The sequence below is a fragment of the Haliea salexigens DSM 19537 genome, assembly GCF_000423125.1.
GTDB lineage: Bacteria > Pseudomonadota > Gammaproteobacteria > Pseudomonadales > Halieaceae > Haliea > Haliea salexigens.
On the sequence record NZ_AUHJ01000004.1, the window covers coordinates 186,871 to 210,537 of the forward strand.

Consider the following 23,667-nt stretch of genomic DNA (forward strand, 5'->3'; position numbering starts at 1 on the left):
AACGACGAGATTACAGCCTAATTACAAGATTGTAATGCGAGTGTCATCTATGAGACAGGGGCCATTGGCTAAGCTGATAGTTGTGTAATGATGTCGATAAAAAGGGGATCCGCGATGACAACGTCGCTGCCACAGGGCCGAAGACAGTTTATCAAGTCAGCACTCGGGACAGCGTCCGCCTTGACTCTGGCCAAAATCGCGCCCGCTTGGGCTTATCCAACAGGTAGAAGCTATGGCGATGTGATCCACGCTGATCAGGCAGTTGATCTAGTAATCCGACGGGAAAACCAGACGATCGCCGGGCTCAGCGGCAGGCCGATCACTATCAATGGCAGCATGCCGGGGCCGCTGATCAGGCTCAAAGAAGGGCAACGCGCACGGCTGAACGTGACTAACGGGTTGAATGAGGACACGTCGATCCACTGGCACGGGATTATTCTTCCCGAGAATATGGATGGTGTGCCCGGCGTCAGCTTCCCCGGCATCAAGCCGGGAGAAACATTCCACTACGAATACGAGGTGCAGCAAAACGGAACCTACTGGTACCACAGCCACTCCGGGTTACAGGAGCAGCTAGGCCACTTGGGGCCGCTTGTCATCGACTCAGCGGATGGCGACATTGGGGCAGATCGGGAGCACGTCATTATTCTCAGTGACTGGACCTTCGAAGATCCCTACGAGGTGTTTCGCAATCTCACGGTGGCCGAGGGATATTACAATTATCAGCAACGCACGCTGGGCGACACGCTCGCCGATATTCGCCGCCAAGGGATTGCAAAAACCTGGGAAGAGCGCGCCATGTGGAACCGCATGCGTATGAGTGCCCGGGATATTCTAGATGTCACCGGGTCCACCTATACATACCTGATTAACGGCCGCGACAACGCAACCAACTGGACGGCGCTGTATAAACCCGGGGAACAGGTTCGGCTGAGAGTCATCAATGGCTCTGCCATGTCATTTTTCGATTTCCGCATTCCAGGCCTGGAGATGACCGTGGTCTCTGCGGATGGCCAGCCGGTCAAACCAGTGACCGTTGACGAGTTCCGGATCGGCGTAGCGGAAACCTACGACGTTATTGTGACCCCGCAGGGCAATCGGCCTTATACGCTGTTCGCGGAAAGCATGGACCGCAGCGGGTACGTACGAGGTACGCTGGCGACGCAGTTGGGGCAGGCAGCGCCCGTGCCAGAACTGCGCCCCGTACCAGAGCGCGGAATGGCAGCGATGGGAATGTCGCATGCAATGGGTGACATGCAATCATCCGGTAGTGAATCAAGTATGGAAGACCATGCTGCGATGTCACATCGGCCCGGCCCGATGACGTCAGGTCGGCAGCGCCCCTCGGCACCGGATTTGGGCATTCAGCATGCACCGGGCGGGCATGGACCCGCAGCGGCCATGATAGCCCGCAATCCCGTGAGCCGACTGAACGAGCCCGGCGTCGGGCTCGAAGATGTGGGCCATCGTGTTCTGGTCTATGGTGATCTTGTGGGCGCTCATCCCTGGCCTGACGAACACGAGCCGGCGCGGAATATTGAGCTTCACCTGACGGGAAATATGGAAAAATACATGTGGTCGTTCGACGGCGAGAAATACTCTGAAGTCGATGGGCCGGTAGCATTTCGCCACGGCGAGCGCCTGCGCCTCATTATGGTGAACGACACCATGATGGATCATCCCATTCACCTGCACGGTATGTGGATGGAGCTGGAGAATGGGCAGTACCCCCGCCCCAGGAAGCACACGATCAGCCTTAAACCGAGTGAAGTAGTTTCATTGCAGATCAGTGCCGATGCGCTCGGCAGTTGGGCATTTCACTGCCATCTTCTCTATCACATGAAGGCGGGCATGTTCCGCGTGGTCAACGTCAGCTGAGGAGGCACCATGAGAAAACTGAACACCGTGATATCTCTGATGCTTGCCGGGATGAGCGCGCCGCTGCTTGCTGGCCACGCCGAAGAACACTGGCCCGAACCCGTCAAGCCCTATCGTACCGGCCAAGTGCTCTTTGACCGGCTGGAAGTTGCCCGCACCGACAATGATGACGATTTGATCGTCTGGGACATGCTGGCCTGGTATGGCGGGGATAGAAATCGAGTGTATTTCAAGAGCGAGGGGGAAAACCAGCGGGACGATGGTGAGCCTTCAGAGCTGGAAAGCGCGGAGGTACTCGCCAGCCGCTTGATTGCGCCGTTCTGGGAACTACAGGGTGGCCTTGGCACCCGCGGGTCGATGGCCTCGGGTGCGGACAGGGAGAATTACCTGGTGTTCAGCCTGTTTGGACTGGCCCCCTACCGGTTCGAGATGGATAACTCCATCACAATTAACGAGGAAGGCGATATCACCGCCAACCTTGAGGCCGAGTACGACCTGCGCCTGTCTCAGGTGTCGTACCTGCAGCCTCGCTTGGAAGTCTCCGCAGCACTCACGGATGCTGACGCCTACGATCGCCCCAGCGGTTTCAATGACCTGCGCGTGGGGCTACGTTACCGCCACGAACTCTCAAGGGAGTTTGCGCCTTACCTGGGTGTTTACTGGAGCCGCGCCCTAGGCAACAAGGCAGACCGAATTCGCGCGCAAGGCGGCGATGAGTCAACTCTAGGTGTCGTGGTCGGCGTTCGTATGTGGTTCTAGGTCGCTCACTGTGCACAACAACAACCGGAGGATATATGGCCAAGGAAGACGATAGAACAACGCAGTACCGAGAAGGTAGCCTCACCCTAGCAGGAACGGTGATGCTGGGGACTGGCGTGATGATCGGTGCGGGCATTTTCGCACTAACTGGGCAGATGGCTCAGATGACCGGCGTCCTCTTCCCGCTGGCGTTTCTGGGTGCTGCTGTAGTCGTGTCCTTCAGCGCCTACTCGTACATCAAAATATCCAATGCCTACCCGTCGGCAGGCGGCATTGGCATATACCTGCACAAAGCCTACGGTGACCGGTTGCCAACGGCCTTCAATGCACTGCTCATGTATTTTTCGATGGTGATTGCACAGAGCTTTCTTGCGCGGACGTTTGGCGCGTACACCATGCAGCTGTTCGGTGGCGATGAGAGCGGCCTGATGGTGCCCATTCTCGGCGTCGCACTCATTCTTGTAGCTTTCGTCATCAACCTGTCCGGCAACCGCCTGGTCCAGGGCGTGGCGTCCGTCATAGGTGTGATAAAAATTGTCGGTATTCTCGCCATCGGGCTGACGGGGGTCTGGATTGCAGATAGTCTGTCGGTTGATTTCTCAAGCCCTGGGGAAGCCGGCACCGTCGGCAATTTTTTGGGCGCGACCGCACTGGGAATTTTGGCGTTCAAGGGCTTCACGACCATTACCAACAGCGGCTCGGAAGTGGAAAACCCGAAACGGAACGTGGGCCGCGCCATTGTGATTTCCATTGCGGCGTGCGTGGTGATCTACACCTTGGTTGGCTTTGCCGTTGCGAGTAATCTTTCCCTCGCCGACATTATTGAGACGCAGGACTACTCTCTCGCGGCGGCCGCACGGCCGGCGTTGGGCGACTACGGTGTGTGGTTCACGGTAGCCATTGCCATGATGGCTACAGCAGGCGGCATTCTGGCCAGTATCTTCGCGGTGTCCAGAATGCTGGCGATGCTGACGGAAATGAACCTGGTGCCGCACAGCCACTTCGGTATGTCGGGCAGTATTCAAAAGCACACACTGGTCTACACCGTGGTGCTGGGGCTCATGCTGACCGCGTTCTTTGATCTTTCCCGGATCGCTGCGCTGGGCATCATCTTTTATCTGATCATGGACATCGCCATCCATTGGGGCGTCATCCGTTACTTGCGCGAGGACATCAAGGCCAATCTCTGGGTGCCCGCCACGGCCATTGCGCTCGACCTGTTGGTGCTGGGTGGCTTCCTGTGGGTCAAGATCAATACCGACCCCTTTGTGATCGGTGTAGCCGTTGTCACCATGATCATCATTGCGGTGGCCGAAACACTATTCCTGAAAAAGTCTGCGGAGTCAGCGCAATCTGACGAAGGGGAATCGCACGCACACGACCACTGATGTTTCATCACGTTATTCCGGTGGCAAAAAACGACGGGAGATCAGCATGACTGAGCAGACAAACGCCCCTACCCACACTCCTCATGTAGGCTCGGCTCAGGGAGGCTCGGCTCAGGAAGGTCAATCGGCGAACGACCCGGTGTGCGGCATGTCAGTGGACCCGCACACGGCCGAGCATCGCAGCCGGCATCGCGGCAAAACCTGGTACTTCTGCTCCACGCGCTGCCAATCCCGGTTCGAAGAGGAACCGGAAAAATACTTGAGTGATGCCCCAAGGCAGAAGGAGGCCGCCGCCCCGGGCGCCATATACACCTGCCCTATGCACCCGGAGGTTCGCCAGCAGGGTCCCGGCGATTGCCCTATCTGCGGCATGGGCCTGGAGCCCGAGCAGGTCAGCCTTGACGATGCGCCCTCAGCAGAACTCAAGGACATGACCCTACGCTTCTGGATCGGGTTCGTACTCACACTCCCGGTGCTCGTGCTGGAAATGGGCGGACACCTGACCGGCCTCAGCCACATTGTGCCTGTGCAGGTGTCCAGCTGGATTCAACTGGTACTCGCTACACCCGTGGTGCTGTGGTGCGGCTGGCACTTTTTTGTCAGAGGCTGGAAATCCCTGGTCAGCCGGAACCTGAACATGTTCACGCTAATCGCCATCGGCACCGGCGTGGCCCTGATCTACAGCTTGGTCGCAACTCTGGCTCCCCAGGTATTTCCGAGCGCTTTCCGGCTCGACGACGGCGCTGTGCCGGTATATTTCGAAGCGGCGGCCGTCATCGTCGTGCTCGTGCTACTCGGGCAAGTGCTGGAATTACGGGCCCGGGAGAAAACCTCGGGCGCAATTAAGGCGCTGCTGGACCTGGCGCCCAAGACGGCCAGACGCTTGAGTGATGACGGCGACGAATCCGATGTGCCGCTGGATCAGGTCAAGGTCGGGGAGCGTTTGCGCGTGCGGCCCGGCGACAAGGTGCCTCTGGACGGTGAGGTGCTGGAAGGCGGTTCCAATGTGGATGAATCCATGGTGACCGGAGAGCCACTCCCGGTGGTCAAAAAGCAGGGCGACCCTGTGATTGGTGGCAGCATCAATCAACAGGGCAGCTTTGTGATGCGCGCCGACAAGGTGGGTCGAGACACCATGCTGTCGCAAATTGTGCAGATGGTCGCCAGCGCACAACGCAGCCGTGCACCGATTCAGGGCCTGGCGGACAAGGTGGCCAGTTGGTTTGTGCCCGCGGTCATCGTCATCGCTATGCTGGCCTTTATTGTCTGGTCCCTTGTTGGCCCCACCCCGCCGATGGCTTTCGGCTTGATCGCGGCGGTCAGCGTGTTGATCATCGCCTGCCCTTGCGCGCTGGGCCTCGCCACCCCTATGTCGATCATGGTGGGTGTCGGCCGCGGCGCTCAAAACGGTGTGCTGATTCGCAATGCGCAAGCGTTGGAGCGGATGGAGAAAGTCGACACCGTCGTCGTGGACAAGACAGGCACCCTGACAGAAGGCAAACCCCAGGTTACCCGGCTGGTTCCAGCGGAGGGGTTCAGCGAGCAAGAACTGATGCGGTTTGTGGGCGGTCTGGAAAAGGGCAGCGAGCACCCGCTGGCCCACGCCATTCTCGAAAAAGCCAAGGCTATGGCGTTGGCGCTGCCGGATGCCGAAGGCTTCGACTCCCCCAACGGTAAAGGCGTAACCGGAAAAATAGACGGGCGCACGGTACTGGTCGGCAATCGGCTGTTGATGGCGTCAGCCGGTATCGATACCGCTGACTTCGATGCGCAAGCTGACGAGCTGCGCGAAGACGGTGCCACAGTCATTTTTGCCGCCGTTGACGGCAAAATTTGCGGTTTGCTGGCGATCGCGGACCCCGTCAAGTTGACCACTCAAGCCGCGATTTCTGCCTTGCAGAAAGAAGGCATTCGCGTGGTTATGCTGACCGGCGACAACCGTATCTCAGCCGAGGCCCTCGCCCGAAAACTGGGTATTGATGAGGTGCACGCGGAGGTACTGCCAGAGGACAAGGGCAGGATTGTGGAGGCTCTGCAGGAAGAAGGCCGGATTGTGGCGATGGCCGGTGACGGCGTAAACGATGCCCCGGCATTGGCCACGGCGGATGTGGGCATTGCCATGGGCACCGGTACCGATGTGGCCATTGAGAGTGCCGGTATTACGCTGCTGCGAGGTGACCTGATGGGCATCGTTGAGGCTCGACGATTGTCTCTCGCGACAATGCGCAACATACGCCAGAATCTTTTCTTCGCCTTTGTTTACAACTCAGCAGGCATTCCGATTGCCGCAGGCCTGTTCTACCCTGTCTCTGGTATCCTGCTATCGCCCATCTTTGCGGCAGCGGCGATGTCGCTGTCTTCCGTCAGCGTCATCGCGAATGCGCTGCGGCTGCGGTTCGTCAATATTTCGGGGGAGTAATACAAGCGCCGGGTACCTTGGGCACCCGAGTATTATTAGCTCGCCACTCAAGCTGCACCACTACACCGAAGCCGGCGGGAGATACACCGATTGACCCATTAGTGCAGACGCTCATTTTTTAAGCTGTGGAGGCATCACCGAGCATGAAAATCGAAACATTTTTTGACCTGATTGAATGGAGCCGCACACTGCATGAGACGCTGGCCAACTGCCTGTCTCATTGTGCAGCCTTGCACGATGATGAGCAGGCTGCTCTGTTGCTGGACTACCTCGCGTCCCACGAAATCGACATGATGAACATGGTTGCGGGTTTTGAGCGACAGGCCGACCCCAAGGCTGCGCGCACCTATGTTTATGACTACGTGGGGCACGACCCTATAGCCGCCCATTTAGTCTGTGATGATCACTACGCCAAACTGAATGCGGAGGCCATTAGCGCGGAAGTCTTCGCTTTTCATGAGGAAATCATCAGCCTTTACCGGTCGCTCATTGGCAAAGCAGAAATTCCTGAGGCCTTAGAGCTCGTGCAATGGCTACTGGATATGGAAGAACATGAAACCAAGCGCCTGGTACGTCAAGTAGAGCGAATGAAAGATCTGTAAGCAAGGAAGTACTTCATCCCACCATACACCGCGCCCTTCCGCAAAGGTGCCACCCAACGATTTTCCGAATTGAAGGCCACCAAGAACACTCAGCCCATGAGGAGCACCGGAGCGAACCCACCGCCAGGCGTACGAAAATTGGTGGTTTGCCCGCGATAGAGCCTTGCTGCAGCCAACAGCGGCGCTCCGCGATAGGTATACAGGCGCACGTCCACCTTGAGCATTTCACGCTCCCCATCAACCAGCACCAGGCGTTCGGAGGGCGGCACATAGGCTTGAGCAACGTACTCGCTATCGAGAATTCGGGCGAATGTACTTTTGGTGAGTTTACTGCCCCGATAGGCCCCTTTGCTGCCATGGCCCGCCACCGGTTTGAAGAACCACTGTCGTCGCTGCAGCCAAAGCTCCTCTGCGTTGCCGGCAGTGACCAGCACAGTGCGCGGAATGCCACGATGCAGCACATCGGCGTGTTCGGAGGATAAGCCCCAATCGAGAAGCGCAGCGTGATCCGCAAGAGTCGCCAAGTTGCGTTTGTCCGCGAAGAGCGCGTGTGTGTAGGGGTTTGGCGTTATTACCGCGCCGCCGTCGTTCCAGGCAGCGCGCAGGGCCGCGTGTTCAGGGGCTTCGAGCCCGAAATCCACCAACCGGTTATACACCAGGTCAATGCGTTTATTCCCCGCACACAACACCCCTGACGCGTACGTCAATTCAGCGGGTGACAGTATAACGGCGTCAATACCGTGCGCTTCCAGCAGCTGCTGTGCCAGCCGGAACTCAGGGTAAAGATACTGTTCTTCAGGCTCGTCATCGACGATCGCTATCCGCTCGGGCCTCCCGCCACCTCGCTGGGCAGACCACTCACCGATAAACTGGGCGATCACGGCGGCATCGAAGTTTTCGGCCCACGGCGGGCGTGGGTAACCATCGCAACAATTCAATTGAGCTCTTGCCAGAGCGGCGTTAAGGAACCCACCACCCGCGTTGGTGTTTACCTCAATAAGGCGCGGACCCTCCTCCCCAAGATGAAAGTCGTAGCCCATAAAAACACCTGACTGCCCAGGATTTTGCTGTGCGCTGGGTCGCGCCCAGGACAACACTTGGCGCCGATAGTCGGGAAGTTCAGCAGCCGCTTCAATGGCGCGAACAATCGAGAGCATGTCATCCAACTCCTGGCCGGGAACAAACACGGCGACCTCGGAGAAGAATTGTTTCCAGGCGGGAGCAGAGAGAGCCCCGCCACTATCTTCACCCAGCTGACTGGCGAGATGGCTGATGATTGCAGGTCGATCGAGCGTGATGCAGGCACAGTGCTGATTGAGCCTCTGCGCCTGAGTGAGCTGTGATGAGTTATCCATGTTTAGCGACACAACTGCGTCTGCTAACGACCAACGTTGGACCGGTTGGCTGAACTCTTGTCTTAAAGAGCCGCTTGAGATTCATTCCGTCTACTCCATTTCGCGCTACAGCGGGAACACCACCACCGCCAACCTATCAGTCAGCACAACGTGTATCCTAGTGATCAGTTTTAGCAAACCAACGATACAAAGGAACAAACACGACAGCGAAATACCAGCCATACAAATATACTTCGACCAAGCCAATAAAAAAGCCCGGCCAGGTAAGCCACTCAAAACCCGGCAGCAGCGGCGCCCATGCTTCATGCATGTGGAACTGACCCGGCATAAGAAGACCAAAGGCTACGCAAAGTAGGTAGCTTACTACCAGCAATAACGCGACGCTGTGACCTACCGGGGCTATGCGTAACTGACTATCCTGTCCGTTCGATTGTTTCATTTCTCATCCTACTCCTTGCCGACAATAAGAATCGACGATTTGACGTGAATTCATTCTGTGTTGGCGGGACCGTCTGGTCGATGGGCTGGACTAGCACAAGTTTCCGCCATTCTTAACGCCAGTCACCCAAAGTTGGCTCACTTAATTAACTGAGTTACTGATGCATCTCTGCGCTGCAAAAGCGCTATACCACAGAAGATGAACAAAACTCCTAAAACCTGTACGCTTGTCAGCGTTTCCTCGAAAAAAAGAAATCCTATAAACAAGCCGAACACCGGTGTTAGGAAGCTGTATACATTCAATCGGTTCAAGGTTGAGCGCGCAAGCAACCCAAACCAGACAACAATCATTAGTGCCGTTGCCAGCCCTGAAAGAATAAGCAAAGATCCAGAAAACCTGAGGGTCCACCGCACGTCCCATTGCTCGCCCGCAATCGCTGATGTAACGAGCAGCACTCCACCGCCGATAAAAAGCTGGACGACCATGGGGATCATAATAGAGCCTCCTGCCTGTTTTTTTAACAGGATATTTCCTGCCGCCGTTCCCACAGCTGCTAGCACAACCCACGCCATGCCCCAGAAATACCCAGCATTGTTCTCACCGTATCCTGGCCATGCCAACAGCGCGACCCCTAGAAAACCGGTTACAAGACCCAAGATGCCTTGGGTTTTCAGTATTTCTCCAAGCCAAACAGCGGCCATTACCGCAGCAATCAAAGGCTGAGTCCCTGCAAGCACGGTCGCCAGTCCCGGTGACAGTTTGCCGGCCCCAAGAAACATACCGCCAAAACCCATTGCTGTGTATAACAGGCCAATCAGTCCCAACTGCACCACGTTCCGGACATTCAGTTGATAAGGCTCGCGATTCCTCGCCAAGAGACACACGCAGCCCAAAAATCCAGCGGCCAAAAAAGCTCGCAAGGCCGCGAAAAGTAGTGGAGGTGCGTCAGGCAACCCAATCACAATGAACGGAAAACAGATGGCCCAAAGCAACGCCACGAGGACCATCAACGCGATGTCAGCGAGGTCTGACGATACCTTCATGGCAGACTCAGAGCAGCACGGGCTCGTAGGTCCATGACTCAGTAAGACTCTAGAAGAGGGTTCATTCGCGCAATGAAATTCAGGGTCTCCGGTCGAAGCCGACCCCACGTGTCGCGGTGTATGTGCAATGTGTTGAAAAAGATAATGAACTTCATGTCAAAAATTGGCAACGAATGTTTTCATATGATCCAGTTATAAGCACTTTGTGTTTTGATGCGAAGCGCACTGAACTCTTCCGCCAATTACTTCCAAAACATCCAGATTGCCATGCTCACCATCATGACGTTCTCCGTCAGGGAGATAAAACCAAGTGGCACTTTGCTGTCCCCTCCCACGCAGGCGCATTTGAGCTCACGCTTGTCGATATACACCGCTTTGAACACCGAAACCGCACCAATGGTGCCTATTATCAGAGCAACGGGTATCGCAATCCACATCAACACGCCTGCTATCATCAGTACACCTGCCAGCGCCTCGCCGAAGGGGTAAATGAATCCGTATCGCACCCACTTCGCAGCAAGGAGATCGTAGTTCAGGAACATGGTAGAAAAGCTGCGCACATCTTGGAGCTTTTGAATTGCCAACGCGCACATCGAAAATCCGATGAACCACTCCGCAGCTAGGATTGACACCCAACTACCCGTGGCAACGTAACCGGCCGCAAGCGCCATCAGTAGTGTCATCGCAAAGATCGCTATAACCGGCTGATAGGATGTTTCCTCTGGATCGTGGACGTTCTTTCCAAAGAAGCGTCGGAGATCGTCATGCCCACCAATCCGGCTGCCGTCAATGAAGGTTTGCGGTGTCGTTTCTACGGCATGTGTGTCTTTGAATACGTCGGTTTCTTCACGCGTTTTGAGGTGATGATCCTCGACTTCATAGCCCTCGCGTTCGAGCAAGTCTTTAGACTTCAGGCCGTAAGGACAGGTGTGATCAGACATTACCATGCGGTAAAGCTGTGCTGTTTTGCGGTTATTCATAGTCATATCCCTCCATTTTCATGATCATGAAGATATGGGAAGCAGAGCAGCTTATGAGTAGGAAGCCGGTCATTGCCTCAATCCCAGCGAGAAATTTCAAATGTCCCGTAGGCACAATATCTCCTAAACCGAGCGTCGTAAGATTTACTAGCGAGAAATAGTAAGTGTCCATCCAGCTGATCTGCCCTTCGATCTCAAACCCCCCGAGCCCAGCTTCACTAGAAATCCGGAAGCTGACTGCAAACCATGCAGCAGAAAGCATTTGTCCAACGGTCGCCGCTGAAAGCATGACAAGAAACCTCGCTATTTCCGGCATTTGTGATTTCACAAGATATCGATGGGACTTACTAAGAATGGCAAAGTGACAGGCACCAGCCAAGAGTAACGCACCAAACGCAATCACCACTTGCCAAAGCATAGCGACCCCTTTTGCGTGTATTGGCCGGATCGTGCGTTTGAGGTTAAGCGCGAGGTATGTAGCCGCTTCAGCACGGGCTATCCTCTTTTCGTATTGCGGGTTTTAGAGACGTGTGGTGCACCCGGGAAAGCTCCTTTGGAATTAGTTTCACAATGCGAGGCCTCAGCGCAAACCCGTGCAGATCGTCGACGATGGCTCGTTGCAGTAAAAGAATTACAACTGGAGCGGACACCCTTAACCATCGCAACAGATCTGCTCAGGCGCTGCTGGCAATAGCGCAGAAAACGACCCGCCCGAGGCTTTGTGAACCCAACACAAGAAAAATCTTTGCTGCGTTGTGCGCCTTCTTGCGTCCATGTTGCCATCGCGTTCACTCTACCGATCTCGAGAGAACATGCGCCGCCAATCAGGAATGAAGCGAGGAGTAACCTGAGCATATTGAAGCCACCGCTCGCCGAACTCGGCCTCAGCGGTGTGCTCCTCGTTTTTTGCTAACGTCAGGTACATGTAGACCAGTATTGGGTACATACCAAGGGTCAAAAGCGTTAGCCACTGAAACAGGAAACCTGTCATGATCAAGATAAAGCCTGCATATTGAGGGTGTTGTATCCGGGCATACAATCCCCGGGTCGCGAGCGCAGACGTTTGCTGGGCCGTGTACAGCTCTTGCCAGCCTTTCGAGATCAGCCAGAATCCTGCGCCAATCAGCGCAAAACTGAGTAAGTGAAAAGGTCCAAAATGCGGATTGCTCTCCCAGCCAAACATCATCTCCAACAAGTGGCCCGCGTCGTGGGAGAGCCAGTCGACCTGAGGGAAATGGGACTGCAGCCATCCTGAGAACAAGTAGATCGTTAACGGAAAGCCGTACATCTCAGCAAATAATGCAATCAAAAAAGCGCTGAAAGCGCTGAAGCTTCGCCAGTCCGTGTCAGTCTTCGGCTTGAAGAAGCTCAATGCAAAAAGAATGAAAATTGCCGAGTTTACGATAGCTAGACCCCACAAGCCGTAGGCCTGGATACTTTCATGGTTCACGGTTCGCTGTCCTCATCTTTTTCCATCACTTTATCAACCGCGAAATCTCGCGATTCATCCACTCGGAAGATTACGACAAGCAGTAAAGGACACAGAATCAACATCAGGTACAGCATAGAGCCCCACAAATGGGCCTTGTGTTCATGTAGAAGGAGTAATAAGGCTAAAAACGTGAAGCCAAGGAACACAAACCAGTATCGCCACTTTACGTACGCGTTCTGAACGTTTTTCTCAAAATCATCAATTCCTTTCTGTCCATGATTCATCGGGATAACCCTATTCAGCAAGCGCGTCAGAATACAAGCATCTAGACCCTACATGCGCGTATGTCTGGGCATGCGGTGACAACTCCAAGGCTCATGACTCACATTGTCTTTAACATTCTGGTCGACAAACCGGTAATACTCTTCTTTAAAACGCGTCCACCAATCACCCTTTAATCGGACACTGTACATGGCGAGAACGTCCTCCACACATTGAATACACAGTCGGGATGCATCGTAAGAAACCATTAACATTGCTCGCTTACTGACTAGCGCCACCGATTCAATACCATACAGCTGATCAATTTCGGAGACCGCGGCATTTAGCTGGTCGTCTGCTATCGGGCTCTCCAACGCAAGCCGGCGATTAACCAGATTAACTTCGGAAACCCCCAATCGATAGGTTTTTTTGCTCATCGTCTATTTTCAGACCTCTGTTTTCTTCGTCCAGCATCGAAAGCGTTGCTCTGCGTGATCACGTAAAACTTAACAGTCTTATGTTCCTACCCAAACATTTTGAAGTCACAAGCCCCGCTACTGATCAATACCGTATCTATCCGCTGACATTTAGGCTTACTCCAGCGTTGCTTCCTTCTTCTCCTTGCGACCCTCTTCTAATCCCAAACGGTAGGCCTCAGTAACATCCTGGTGCTGGTGCTTCCTGAGATCTTGCCCGCCGTGGCCTTTGTGCATGAATACATGCATCAACGGACACAACAAAATGATCATGAAAGGCAGGTAAGATAGGAAGTGCCCAGCGTGCTCTACAAAAAGAAAATACAGTGCGGCGGCAATCAAGGTGAGCGTCGTTAGCCCGTGGAGGCTAGTCCAGTAACCGGATGGGCGCGCCATGTGAATCCTCCCTTTCCATCAATTTTACGTGCTAAACAAACACCATCATTGCCATGCATCGACCACGAAGAGCACTCGGACAGAACACAACCTGACTTAGCGACTCCAATATTGCTGAAAATCAAACGCGGCAATACACCTGCAGCGTACAACCGCAGGCCTTTCAGCCGTGTGACACTCAGATTACAAAGATGTAATTGAAAGGTAATCTTGTGGTTAGCTGTGGCCCTCTATCATCCTTCATCAAGAACTTTTGCCACCCGAGGTTCGGCGTGACTTAAAAACGGGGTCCACACAGGACAGATTGATAACCTAGCGAACGCCTTCTCTCGTCAGAAAGGCGCTTGAGCTACTTATAGATACTTGAGAATAGAAAACCATGCATGCCAACAACGGGACGTACTGTTTTCAGACTGGCGATGAACACAGCGGACTGACCCCGGCTGAAATATGACATGAAGCGCCCATCCTTTTGCTGAATTTACAATCGACGATCGCAGTCAGTCGTCCAGTTTGTGAGAAAGCAGGCTGTCCATCCTTATAATTTTGGCCCGAAACTCGTTAACGTACTGCCGCAGGAGACAAACATGGAGTTGTTATCAACAGGAAAAGGCGTGTTTCTGAGTTTGATGGTGAGCATGCTGCTCGCGGCCTGCAACGCAGAATCGGATGCCCCATCCACCGAGAACTCGCCCGCTGCCTCTACGAGTCAAGCATTAACGGTCTACAAGCAACCGACCTGCGGTTGCTGTAAGAAGTGGATGTCACATATTGAAGAAGCAGGCATTGACGTCACCGGTAGACACATGACGTCTATGACTGCCGTCAAGGATCGGTACCAGATTGAACCCCGCTATCAGTCCTGCCATACGGCGACTTCATCTCAGGGCTATGTCTTCGAAGGACATATCCCGGCGCGCTATATTAAAGCTTTTTTAGCAAATCCACCCGATGGAGCCATCGGGCTCGCGGTGCCCGGCATGCCTGTCGGCAGCCCGGGCATGGAAGTCGAGAACCGCTTCACGCCCTATCAAGTGCTTCTGCTGAGAAACGATGGTGGCCATGAAGTATATGCCACTATCGAAACTGCGGCGCAGCAATAAAAAAACGGAGCAAGAAGGATGAAAATCGGTATACCCCTGCTCATTCTAATACTTGGTGCCGGTTCAGCCACTGCACAGGCACCGCGAACGGAACTAACCCTTAGCGAGGCCATCGACACTGCCCTCGCAAACGACCATTGGTTGACGGGCAGTCGACAGACACAAGCTGCATTGATCGATGAAGGTACTGCTGCTGCTACGCTACCTGATCCGAGAATGAGCTTAGTGGCAGGCAACTTTCCGCTCGACACGTTCGATATCAATCAGGAGGCGATGACACAGCTTTCTGTCGGTATCAGCCAGATGTTTCCCCGGGGCGATACGCTGGCATTGGCGCAAAGACAAAAGCTGGAGCTTGCGCTACAACATCCATTGTTGCGCGAAGATCGCCGAGCCAAGGTGTCGGCAACCGTCGAGCAACTGTGGCTCTCCGGCTATGAAGCGCAGGAGAGTATCCGCTTAATCGAGCAAGACCGGGCATTATTCGAGCACTTGGTCGACGCAGCGCGTGCAAGCTACGCAACAGCTATGGGCAAGGCGCGCCAGCAGGATGTCATCCGGGCAGAACTGGAGTTGACGCGGCTTGAAGACCGTTTGACTGCACTAAAACAACGACAGGATACCGCGCAGATGCAGCTGTCAGAGTGGATTGGCTCACGTGCCGACGGCAGGCTCACGCTAACAACCATGGCAGAGTCACCCTCTTCATCGGTCGGGACTCCGAGTTCCGAGCAGGCCCGCTACGAGCGAGTCAGTCATCACCCCCTCCTGCTGGCATTGGATAAGAAGATAGAGGCCAAAGAAACCGATGTCGATTTGGCGAGGCAGAAATACAAACCAGAATGGGGCCTGAACGCCCAATACGGTTATCGTGATCAGGATCTGCTCGGAAGGGACAGGTCCGATCTGTTTTCCATTGGAATCACCTTTGACCTACCGCTGTTTACGGCCAATCGACAGGATAAAGAAGTGAGTGCCGCTATCGCCCATGCCGAAGCGATCAGGACTGAAAAGCAGTTACTCTTACGCCGTTTGATGGCGGAGTTGGAAACCGCCAGTGTCTACTTAGACCGCCTTGATCAGCGATACGCACTCTATGCTGACCGCCTACTACCGCAAATGGCTGAACAATCTGAAGCCTCCTTAGCCGCCTACAACAACGACGACGGCGACTTCGCAGAGGCAGTGAGAGCCCGTATCGCTGAGTTAAACGCGAAAATAGAAGCGCTGGTGATTACGGTTGATCGGCGTAAGACCATGGCTCAAATCAATTACCTGCTTGTACAAGCGTCATCCGAACCCACGGGGCCCGTGAACGCTATCTGAGGTGTAAACTAATGAAAGTCCTTTACAAAACACTGCTAACGGCTGTTGTCGGCGCAGGCATTGGGGCGGGCGGCATTCTATTGCTGCCCTCTTCACACGAAGCCGCGATGCAGGCAACTGAGGACGAACGTGAACCCCTGTATTGGGTTGCACCCATGGATCCGAACTACCGGCGCGACCAGCCGGGAAAATCTCCAATGGGGATGGACTTGATCCCTGTCTACAAAGAGCAGGATGGCGATAGCGAAGCTGGCACGGTTCGCATATCACCGGATGTTATCAACAATCTTGGGGTACGAACGGCCGCCGCCACATCGGGCCGTTTGCATCTGGCCATAACAACAGTGGGTTACGTCCAATACGATGAGGACCGATTGGTAACGATTAGCCCGCGGGTGGAAGGATGGCTGGACACACTGCATGTCAAGGCGGCGGGGGACCCTGTTACAAAGGGAGAGCCCCTGTACACACTCTATTCGCCAACCTTGGTCAACGCCCAAGAAGAGTTCCTCCTGGCGCTGAAGCGGGATAACCCGGACCTGATCGACGCAGCCATTGAACGCTTATCGGCGTTGCAGGTGCCAAGAGCAAAGATCGAGCAGTTACGTCGAACACAGCAGGTCAGTCAAACGATCACGATCACGGCGCCGCAATCGGGCGTCATTGACAATCTAGGAGTACGTGAGGGCATGTTTGTGACACCCGGGTCTATGCTGATGACCCTGGGCCAATTAGAGCATATGTGGGTTATCGGGGAAGTCTTCGAGCGTCAAGCGGGGCTCGTTGAAGTGGGTGACAAAGTCGTTATACGACTGGAATACCTGCCTGGCCAAGAGTTACAGGGTCAGGTGGGTTACGTGTATCCATCCCTGAACGCGCAAACCCGTACCGTACAAATTCGCGTGCGCTTCGACAACCCGAATGGCTTACTGAAGCCCGGCATGTTCGCGCAGTTGGTCATCAATACCCAACCGCGGCCTGCTGCGCTGCTGATACCGCGGGAAGCATTGATCCGAACAGGTAGTCAGGCGCGCGTGGTCCTTGCCTTGGGCGATGGGAGATTTAAGTCGGTTGCCGTCGATGTCGGTCGTATTGGTGAGCAGGAGGTCGAGATACTCTCCGGCCTAAACGAAGGCGAGCGTATCGTTACCTCAGCACAGTTCCTGATTGACTCGGAGTCCAGTAAGACGTCGGATTTCAAACGGATGTCACACAGCGACCAAGGCAGCAACGGGCACAACAGCCACAGTCATGGGGAGAGCAACCATGATTGAGGCTATTATTCGCTGGTCCGTGGGCAATCGGTTTTTCGTATTGCTTGCTACTTTCACGCTGATTGGAGGAGGCCTGTTTGCTCTGAAGACTACGCCGGTGGATGCTATCCCAGACCTATCCGACGTGCAGGTTATTATCAAAACCAGCTATCCGGGGCAGGCGCCTCAGGTCGTGGAGGATCAGGTGACTTACCCCCTCACAACCGCCATGTTGTCTGTACCAGGCGCCGTCACCGTGAGAGGGTATTCCTTTTTCGGAGATTCTTTCGTCTACGTAATTTTTGACGAGGACACCGACGCCTACTGGGCGCGCTCGCGGGTATTGGAGTATCTGTCACAAGTGGCTCCTACTTTGCCGCCCAGCGCACGCCCGCAGCTGGGGCCGGACGCAACCGGTGTTGGCTGGGTGTACCTCTATGCATTGGTCGATCGCACCAGTCAGCACGACATCAGTCAGCTGCGTAGCTTGCAAGACTGGTTTTTGAAATACGAGTTACAGACGGTTCCCGGCGTTTCAGAGGTTGCTGCACTGGGTGGCATGGTTAAACAGTATCAGGTGAAGGTAAACCCCGAGAAACTGCGGGCCTTCGGCATACCGTTATCTCATATACAAATGGCGATCCAGCGCGGCAACCAGGAAATAGGTGCTTCCGTCGTGGAGATGGCCGAAGCGGAATACATGTTGAGGGCTACTGGTTATATTCAGAATCTTGAAGATCTCGCGGTCATCCCACTGGGCGTAGACAGTCAGGGAACGCCACTATTACTCAAGGACGTGGCGGATATCGAAATGGGCCCCCAGATGCGCCGAGGGATCGCGGAGCTCAATGGTGAGGGTGAAACGGTGGGTGGCATCATCGTGATGCGATTCGGTGAAAATGCGCAAACAACCATCGACGGTGTTAAAGCCAAGCTGGAGACACTCAAAGCCGGCTTGCCGGACGGGGTCGAAATCGTCACCGTCTACGATCGTTCCGCGTTAATCTCTCGTGCCATTTCGAGTTTGTGGAAGAGCCTTGCCGAGGAACTGGCCATTGTGGCGCTGATCTGCATCGTATTCCTGCTTCATTTCAGGTCGTCCTTGGTCGCGGTGATCAGTCTGCCGCTAGGGATACTGACAGCGTTTATCGTCATGTACTGGCAAGGCATTAACGCCAACATCATGTCACTCGGTGGCATCGCAATTGCAATCGGCGCGATGATTGACGGGGCAATCGTACTGATCGAGAACATGCATAAGCACATGGAACAAACCCCATTGACTCCCGAAAACCGCTGGCAGGTCGTGGCCGATTCGGCTGCGGAAGTAGGGCCGGCCTTGTTTTTCAGTCTGTTGATTATCACCGTCAGTTTCATGCCCGTTTTTACCCTCGAGGCCCAAGAGGGACGTATGTTCAGCCCACTGGCCTACACTAAAACCTATGCAATGGCAGCGAGCGCAGCGCTCGCGGTCACCGTCATACCTGTTCTGATGGGTTATTTCATCCGCGGAAAGGTAGTTGCAGAAAAGAAAAACCCGGTTAATCGGATTTTGATCGCCGGATACATGCCGCTACTTAAGCGGGCCCTGCGATTTCCACGATTCACGCTTCTTATGGCATTTTTGATCTTCCTGATCGGCATATGGCCAGTCAATAAAATCGGCAGCGAGTTCATTCCCGATCTGGATGAAGGCGACCTGATGTACATGCCCACGACTTACCCGGGCATATCAGTAGGGAAAGCCAGGGAATTACTGCAGCAGACCGACAAGTTGATTGCAACGTTGCCGGAAGTGGAGACCGTCTTTGGGAAAGTCGGTCGCGCAGACACCGCCACAGACCCAGCTCCGCTCACCATGATTGAGACGTTTATCCAGCTCAAGCCAAAGGAGGAGTGGCGCGAGGGCATGACCACGGAGAAATTAAAGAAAGAGCTGGATGCCCTAGTGAAGTTTCCTGGCCTCACCAACGCCTGGGTCATGCCTATCAAGACCCGAATCGACATGCTGGCCACCGGAATAAAAACACCGGTAGGCATTAAAGTGGCGGGCGAAGATCTCAAGGAAATACAGAAAATTGGTCAGCGCTTAGAGCAAATTCTGAAGGATGTACCTGGTACCGCCTCAGTGTATTCTGAGCGCGTGGCCGGCGGCCGTTATATCAAAGTGGATATTCAGCGGGAAAAGGCCGCGCGCTACGGCCTAAACATTGCCGATGTGCAGCAAGTGGTGGCCAGCGCAATTGGCGGGATGAACGTGACTCAGACTATTGAAGGCTTGGAGCGCTATCCTGTCAACCTGCGCTATCCCCAAGACTATCGAGACTCACCGGAGCAACTTGCGTTGTTGCCCATCGTCACCCCGGGGGGGCAGCGCATTGCTCTGGCTGATATTGCAGCCGTCTACGTGGAGGACGGACCGCCAGCCATCAAGAGCGAGAACGCGAGACTCAATGGCTGGACATTCGTGGATATCGAAGGTGTAGACGTAGGCAGCTATGTCGAAGAAGCTATGGACATCGTTCAACGGCAGCTGGACCTCCCCGCCGGCTACTCGGTCTCTTGGTCCGGGCAGTACGAGTACATGTTGCGCGCCAAGGAGAAATTAACTTATGTGGTGCCGCTGACCTTGGTCATCATCATCGTCCTGCTTTATATGAACTTCCGTAACTTTATCGAAATAGCCATTATCCTAGGCACACTGCCCCTCGCAGTGGTCGGCTCCATCTGGCTGATGTATCTGCTGAACTTCAATTTTTCAGTGGCTGTAGCCGTCGGCTTTATTGCCCTAGCGGGCGTGACGGTGGAGATCGGAATCATCATGTTGACCTATTTGAATCAGTCCTACAGGCATCTCCTAAAGACCTGCGAAAAACGGGGTACTGCGCCGCTCCGAAAAGAGCTGTTAGAGGCTGTCACACTCGGAGCAGGACTTCGAGTAAGACCTGTAATGATGACGACTGTCTCCACGATCGCCGGCTTGTTACCAATAATGCTTAGTTCTGGAACGGGCGCGGAGGTGGTTAGTCGGATTGCGGCGCCAATGGTGGGCGGAATGATTAGCGCCGTAGTACTGACTTTGCTGGTATTACCCGTCGTGTATTACCTGTGGCGCAGGCATTCATTGACAGCGTGAAACTTCAATTCATTGATAAATAATTGAACCGGCTATTGAAGTGTTTAGTTCTCTTTACTCTACCCTTCCGGAGGGCTCCAGAATGAGGCTTGACAACAATCCTGATGCTCGCAAAACTAATAAGCCGCTAGGTCGAAAGTGAAGTTGGGTTGGATACCCCTATCACTCAAATGAGGGACCAAAGAGAAAGAACCGAATGTAGACGTACTCCTAGGAAGCGGTAGTGCCTGTTGGTCACCGTTAATCGGACTGCGACAAGGTCTCAACCTTTAAGGGCGACCGGCTGTTTTTGCGGTTCACCCAGTCTATAAGTTCATTAACTGCTGATGTGACCTGCCCCGCATTTCTCGGACCACGATAAATTTGAGAAGATTGCTCCCTCTCACGAGGACGAGTCATGAAGAAGGGAAGATTCAGCGAAGAGAAGATGGTTGCGATTCTGCAGGAAGCAGAGCGATCAACGGTTGCCGAAGTCGCCAAGAGGTATGGCGTCAGCGAAGTCACTATCTACAACTGGCGCAAGCATTTTATGGGGATGCAACCGACAGATGTACGTCGGCTAAAGACGCTGGAGCAGGAGAATGCGCGGCTGAAGAAGATCCTAGCCGAGCGAGATCTCGAAATTGAGGTCATGAAGGAGATCAACGTAAAAAAGTGGTGAGCGTGCCCGCTCGCCGCCGGCAGGTCACTTACGCAACATCACGAGGCCTGTCGGTGAGGAGAGCTTGCATGCTACTTCAGGTTGCCCGTTCGGCGCTGAGCTATCAGTCGAAGATGACAGCCAAAGATGCGGCGGTCGTGGTTGCGATGAAGCGTCTGTCCGGGCTGTACCCACGCTATGGTTACCGCCGTATTCAAGTGTTCCTTGGTAGAGAGGGCCATGTGATGGGCGAGGAGCGAGCGTATCGGATCTGGAGCCAAGCTGGGCTTCAAGTGCCAAGGAAGCGGCCCAGAAAGCGGATTGCCCACAGCAGGCCGCGACCGACTACCCCTAGCCGCGCCAATGAAGTCTGGGCATACGATTTCGTTTTCGACGCTTGTGCAAACGGCCAGCAGTTGAAGTGCCTGACCTTGGTGGATGAGTACACAAGAGAATGCCTAGCGATTGATGTTGCCGGCTCAATCCGTTCTGGTAGATTGATTGAAGTGTTAAGCCGTGTCATTAGTGAACGCGGCAGCCCGAAGCATATTCGCTCAGATAATGGTCCGGAATTCATTTCAAAAGCACTGCTCAGCTGGGCAGTTACAAATGGTCTCGATCCAGCGTTAATTGATCCCGGCAAGCCTTGGCAGAACGGTACCAATGAAAGCTTCAACGGTAAGTTTCGGGACGAATGCCTGGGTATGGAATGGTTCAGAACGCGGGCCGAGGCAAAGGTCCGAATTGAGACCTGGCGACAGCACTACAATGAGGTCAGGCCACATTCGAGTTTGGGCAAACAGACGCCAAAGGCGTTTGGAATAACATGCGGCATTGCCGCTCAATCCGGAGTCATCTCTCAATGATGGAGTGGTCCGAAAAAAGCAGGCAGGTCAGATGGAGTGCGATTTTATGTTTGGAGTATATGGACCCAATAACTACGTACAGATGCCTTTAGCCACGATGTTCAAAGATGAGGTAAAGAAATCCCATTCAATTGACCCCATCAACCTTGGTCTAGAAGCGCACAGAAACGCAAACACTGAGCTTGATGCATATAGAACAGTACTAAGCTCTCAGAGGATGCGCACGCCGTGGCGGCTGCAGACATCATTGTAAGTATCCCCTGATTAGGTCCACGCATTACTAGAGTTTTCAGCCCGTTTTGCAGCCACTAGATATTCCACTGGAGTCAGGTCTCCGAGGGAATCATGGGGCCGCTGTTCGTTGTATTTCCTCATCCATTCATTGGTCAGGTCTCGCACCTCAGATAGCGAACTGAACAGATAGAGATCCAAGATCTCATCCCTGTAGGTTCTGTTGAATCGCTCTACGTATGAGTTCTGTGTGGGCTTTCCTGGTTGGATAAAGTCTAGGTGAACTCCATGATCCTCTGCCCAGCCTGCCAGGGCGATTGATATAAATTCTGGACCGTTATCGCAACGCATCTTCTCGGGGTAGCCCTTCTGCTCAGCAATCCTGTCCAGCACCCGGATCACTCTGGCTGCGGGTAGATTCAGGTCCACCTCAATCGCCAGTATTTCCCGGTTAAAGTCCTCCAGAACGTTGAAGGTGCGGAATCGACGGCCATCACGGAGCGTGTCGCTCATGAAGTCCATCGACCAGCACTGATTGGCCATATTGGGTACCGCCAGTGGCTCCGGGTTGCGGGTGGGCAGCCGTCGCTTACCTTTACGGCACTTATTCAACCGTAGAAGACAGTACACACGGTGCACGCGCTTATGATTGCAGCCGTGCCCGCGACGCCTGAGTGTCTTGTACACCTTGGGAAAGCCCCACCCAGGGAATTCCTCAACGACCGCCTGGATGGCCTCAATCACAGGCATATCCTTGGAGGTATCCGGCCGGTAGCGATAGACAGAGCGACTGAGGTTCAAGATCTGACATGCAGCCCTGAGGCTCAGTCCGTGCATCTGCCTGGCGAAGTCTACGAGCTCTCGCTTCGCAGCCGGCCTTAAAGCTTTTTTTCGACGATATCCTTCAGGGCTTCGTGCTTGAGACTGAGATCGGCGAACATCCGTTTGAGCCGTAGATTCTCTTCCTCGAGTTCTTTAAGCCGTTTGATATCGGAGACCTCCATGCCGCCGTATTTGGCCTTCCAGTTGTAGTAGGTCGCGTCTGAGATGCCATATTCGCGACAGACCTCCATGACCTGTCTGCCGCCTTCGACTTCCTTCAGCACCTTCACAATCTGGGAGTCAGTGAATCGGGATTTACGCATTGTCGTTCTCCTTGCCACATTGATTATGGCTGAGAACTCCAGTTTTGCTTGGGACTATTGGCCGGGGCACTTACATCATGACAACGCCTGTCGCGACCATCATCCCGGAGAATACAGTTCGTGAAACACTTCAACAGTTTGAAAAACTGGGGGTACTGACCTGCCTGCTTTCTTCGGATCATTCAATCATTAAGAGATGACTCCGGATTGAGCGGCAATGCCGCATGTTGTTCCAAACGCCTGTAGCGTCTGTTCGCCCAAACTCGAATGTGGCCTGACCTCATTGTAGTGCTATCGCCAGGTCTCAATTCGGACCTTTGCCTCGGCCCGCGTTCTGAACCATTCCATACCCAGGCATTCGTCCCAAAACTTACCGTTGAAGCTTTCATTGGTACCGTTCTGCCAAGGCTTGCCGGGATCAATTAACGCTGGATCGAGCCCATTTGTAACTGCCCAGCTGAAATGAAAGTACAGACCGCCCACACCACCGACCGCGTGGAACTTCGTGCACGGTGCCACGATCACGACAAACATGAACA

At 54.2% G+C, this 23,667-nt stretch carries 20 protein-coding genes and 1 pseudogene; 10 read left to right on the forward strand and 11 right to left on the reverse strand.

Annotated elements, in window-relative coordinates; translation table 11 throughout:
• The first annotated feature begins 114 nt into the window (after positions 1-114).
• From G533_RS0106490 to G533_RS0106510, 5 genes are all read left to right on the forward strand, one after another.
• Entirely contained in the window at positions 115-1,878 is a 1,764-nt protein-coding gene (locus tag G533_RS0106490; RefSeq protein WP_027949261.1) for a copper resistance system multicopper oxidase, read from the forward strand.
• A gap of 9 nt (positions 1,879-1,887) precedes the next feature.
• The gene (locus tag G533_RS0106495) at positions 1,888-2,637 is read left to right on the forward strand and encodes a copper resistance protein B (protein WP_027949262.1); all 750 of its coding nucleotides are present in this window, start codon (positions 1,888-1,890) and stop codon (positions 2,635-2,637) included.
• A gap of 35 nt (positions 2,638-2,672) precedes the next feature.
• Positions 2,673-4,025: an APC family permease gene (locus G533_RS0106500; protein WP_027949263.1), complete on the forward strand. Its 1,353-nt coding sequence runs from the start codon at positions 2,673-2,675 to the stop codon at positions 4,023-4,025.
• Positions 4,026-4,071: 46 nt separating this feature from the next.
• A complete protein-coding gene (locus G533_RS0106505; protein WP_084638839.1) occupies positions 4,072-6,444 on the forward strand; it encodes a heavy metal translocating P-type ATPase in 2,373 nt (790 codons plus the stop codon).
• Positions 6,445-6,587: 143 nt separating this feature from the next.
• A complete protein-coding gene (locus G533_RS0106510; RefSeq protein WP_027949265.1) occupies positions 6,588-7,046 on the forward strand; it encodes a hypothetical protein in 459 nt (152 codons plus the stop codon).
• An 89-nt stretch (positions 7,047-7,135) separates the two neighbouring features.
• Here the strand turns inward: G533_RS0106510 and G533_RS0106515 are convergent, their stop codons facing one another.
• From G533_RS0106515 to G533_RS0106555, 9 genes are all read right to left on the reverse strand, one after another.
• A complete protein-coding gene (locus G533_RS0106515) occupies positions 7,136-8,401 on the reverse strand; it encodes an ATP-grasp domain-containing protein (RefSeq protein ID WP_027949266.1) in 1,266 nt (421 codons plus the stop codon).
• A gap of 157 nt (positions 8,402-8,558) precedes the next feature.
• Entirely contained in the window at positions 8,559-8,840 is a 282-nt protein-coding gene (locus G533_RS0106520) for a DUF5676 family membrane protein (RefSeq protein ID WP_027949267.1), read from the reverse strand.
• Between the two features lie 137 nt (positions 8,841-8,977).
• Positions 8,978-9,883, reverse strand: a complete 906-nt coding sequence (locus G533_RS0106525; RefSeq protein WP_051230043.1) for a DMT family transporter — start codon at positions 9,881-9,883, stop codon at positions 8,978-8,980.
• A 242-nt stretch (positions 9,884-10,125) separates the two neighbouring features.
• Complete coding sequence (locus G533_RS0106530) at positions 10,126-10,863, reverse strand: glutaredoxin family protein (RefSeq protein ID WP_205622566.1); 738 nt, start codon at positions 10,861-10,863, stop codon at positions 10,126-10,128.
• A complete protein-coding gene (locus tag G533_RS25110; RefSeq protein ID WP_027949270.1) occupies positions 10,856-11,281 on the reverse strand; it encodes a potassium channel family protein in 426 nt (141 codons plus the stop codon). Before G533_RS25110 ends, G533_RS0106530 begins: the two co-directional genes overlap by 8 nt.
• 375 nt (positions 11,282-11,656) lie before the next feature.
• Positions 11,657-12,313, reverse strand: coding sequence for a methyltransferase family protein (locus G533_RS0106540; protein ID WP_027949271.1), 657 nt, complete (start codon positions 12,311-12,313; stop codon positions 11,657-11,659).
• Positions 12,310-12,579, reverse strand: coding sequence for a DUF2933 domain-containing protein (locus G533_RS25315; RefSeq protein ID WP_035526798.1), 270 nt, complete (start codon positions 12,577-12,579; stop codon positions 12,310-12,312). The genes G533_RS0106540 and G533_RS25315 overlap by 4 nt, the downstream gene beginning before the upstream one ends.
• A gap of 48 nt (positions 12,580-12,627) precedes the next feature.
• The gene (locus G533_RS0106550) at positions 12,628-12,993 is read right to left on the reverse strand and encodes a hypothetical protein (RefSeq protein WP_027949272.1); all 366 of its coding nucleotides are present in this window, start codon (positions 12,991-12,993) and stop codon (positions 12,628-12,630) included.
• Between the two features lie 156 nt (positions 12,994-13,149).
• Positions 13,150-13,428: a DUF2933 domain-containing protein gene (locus tag G533_RS0106555; RefSeq protein WP_027949273.1), complete on the reverse strand. Its 279-nt coding sequence runs from the start codon at positions 13,426-13,428 to the stop codon at positions 13,150-13,152.
• Positions 13,429-14,015: 587 nt separating this feature from the next.
• Between G533_RS0106555 and G533_RS0106560 the strand changes: the two genes are divergently transcribed.
• The 5 genes from G533_RS0106560 to G533_RS20860 all read left to right on the forward strand — a co-directional run bounded on the left by G533_RS0106560 (position 14,016) and on the right by G533_RS20860 (position 21,752).
• Positions 14,016-14,531 (forward strand): DUF411 domain-containing protein, encoded by a 516-nt coding sequence (locus G533_RS0106560; RefSeq protein ID WP_027949274.1) that lies wholly within the window; start codon positions 14,016-14,018, stop codon positions 14,529-14,531.
• 18 nt (positions 14,532-14,549) lie between these two features.
• On the forward strand, positions 14,550-15,857 hold the full coding sequence (locus G533_RS0106565) for a TolC family protein (RefSeq protein ID WP_027949275.1): 1,308 nt from the start codon (positions 14,550-14,552) through the stop codon (positions 15,855-15,857).
• Positions 15,858-15,868: 11 nt separating this feature from the next.
• Positions 15,869-17,131, forward strand: coding sequence for an efflux RND transporter periplasmic adaptor subunit (locus G533_RS20855; protein WP_084638840.1), 1,263 nt, complete (start codon positions 15,869-15,871; stop codon positions 17,129-17,131).
• Complete coding sequence (locus G533_RS0106575; RefSeq protein WP_027949276.1) at positions 17,124-20,246, forward strand: efflux RND transporter permease subunit; 3,123 nt, start codon at positions 17,124-17,126, stop codon at positions 20,244-20,246. The genes G533_RS20855 and G533_RS0106575 overlap by 8 nt, the downstream gene beginning before the upstream one ends.
• 397 nt (positions 20,247-20,643) lie before the next feature.
• A protein-coding gene (locus G533_RS20860; RefSeq protein WP_420835522.1) for an IS3 family transposase occupies positions 20,644-21,752 on the forward strand; the annotation gives its coding sequence in 2 pieces (ribosomal slippage) (positions 20,644-20,893 and positions 20,893-21,752; 1,110 coding nt in all).
• A gap of 264 nt (positions 21,753-22,016) precedes the next feature.
• On the opposite strand, the gene G533_RS0106590 is transcribed toward G533_RS20860, so the two are convergent.
• Both G533_RS0106590 and G533_RS23900 read right to left on the reverse strand, forming a co-directional pair.
• Positions 22,017-23,128, reverse strand: a protein-coding gene (locus tag G533_RS0106590) for an IS3 family transposase (protein ID WP_144079813.1) whose coding sequence is annotated in 2 segments (ribosomal slippage) — positions 22,017-22,867 and positions 22,867-23,128 — 1,113 coding nt in all. Because the reading frame shifts where the segments join, the coding sequence is not laid out codon by codon here.
• Between the two features lie 294 nt (positions 23,129-23,422).
• Positions 23,423-23,584, reverse strand: a pseudogene (locus G533_RS23900) (integrase core domain-containing protein); the annotation flags it as partial.
• Positions 23,585-23,667 lie beyond the last annotated feature (83 nt).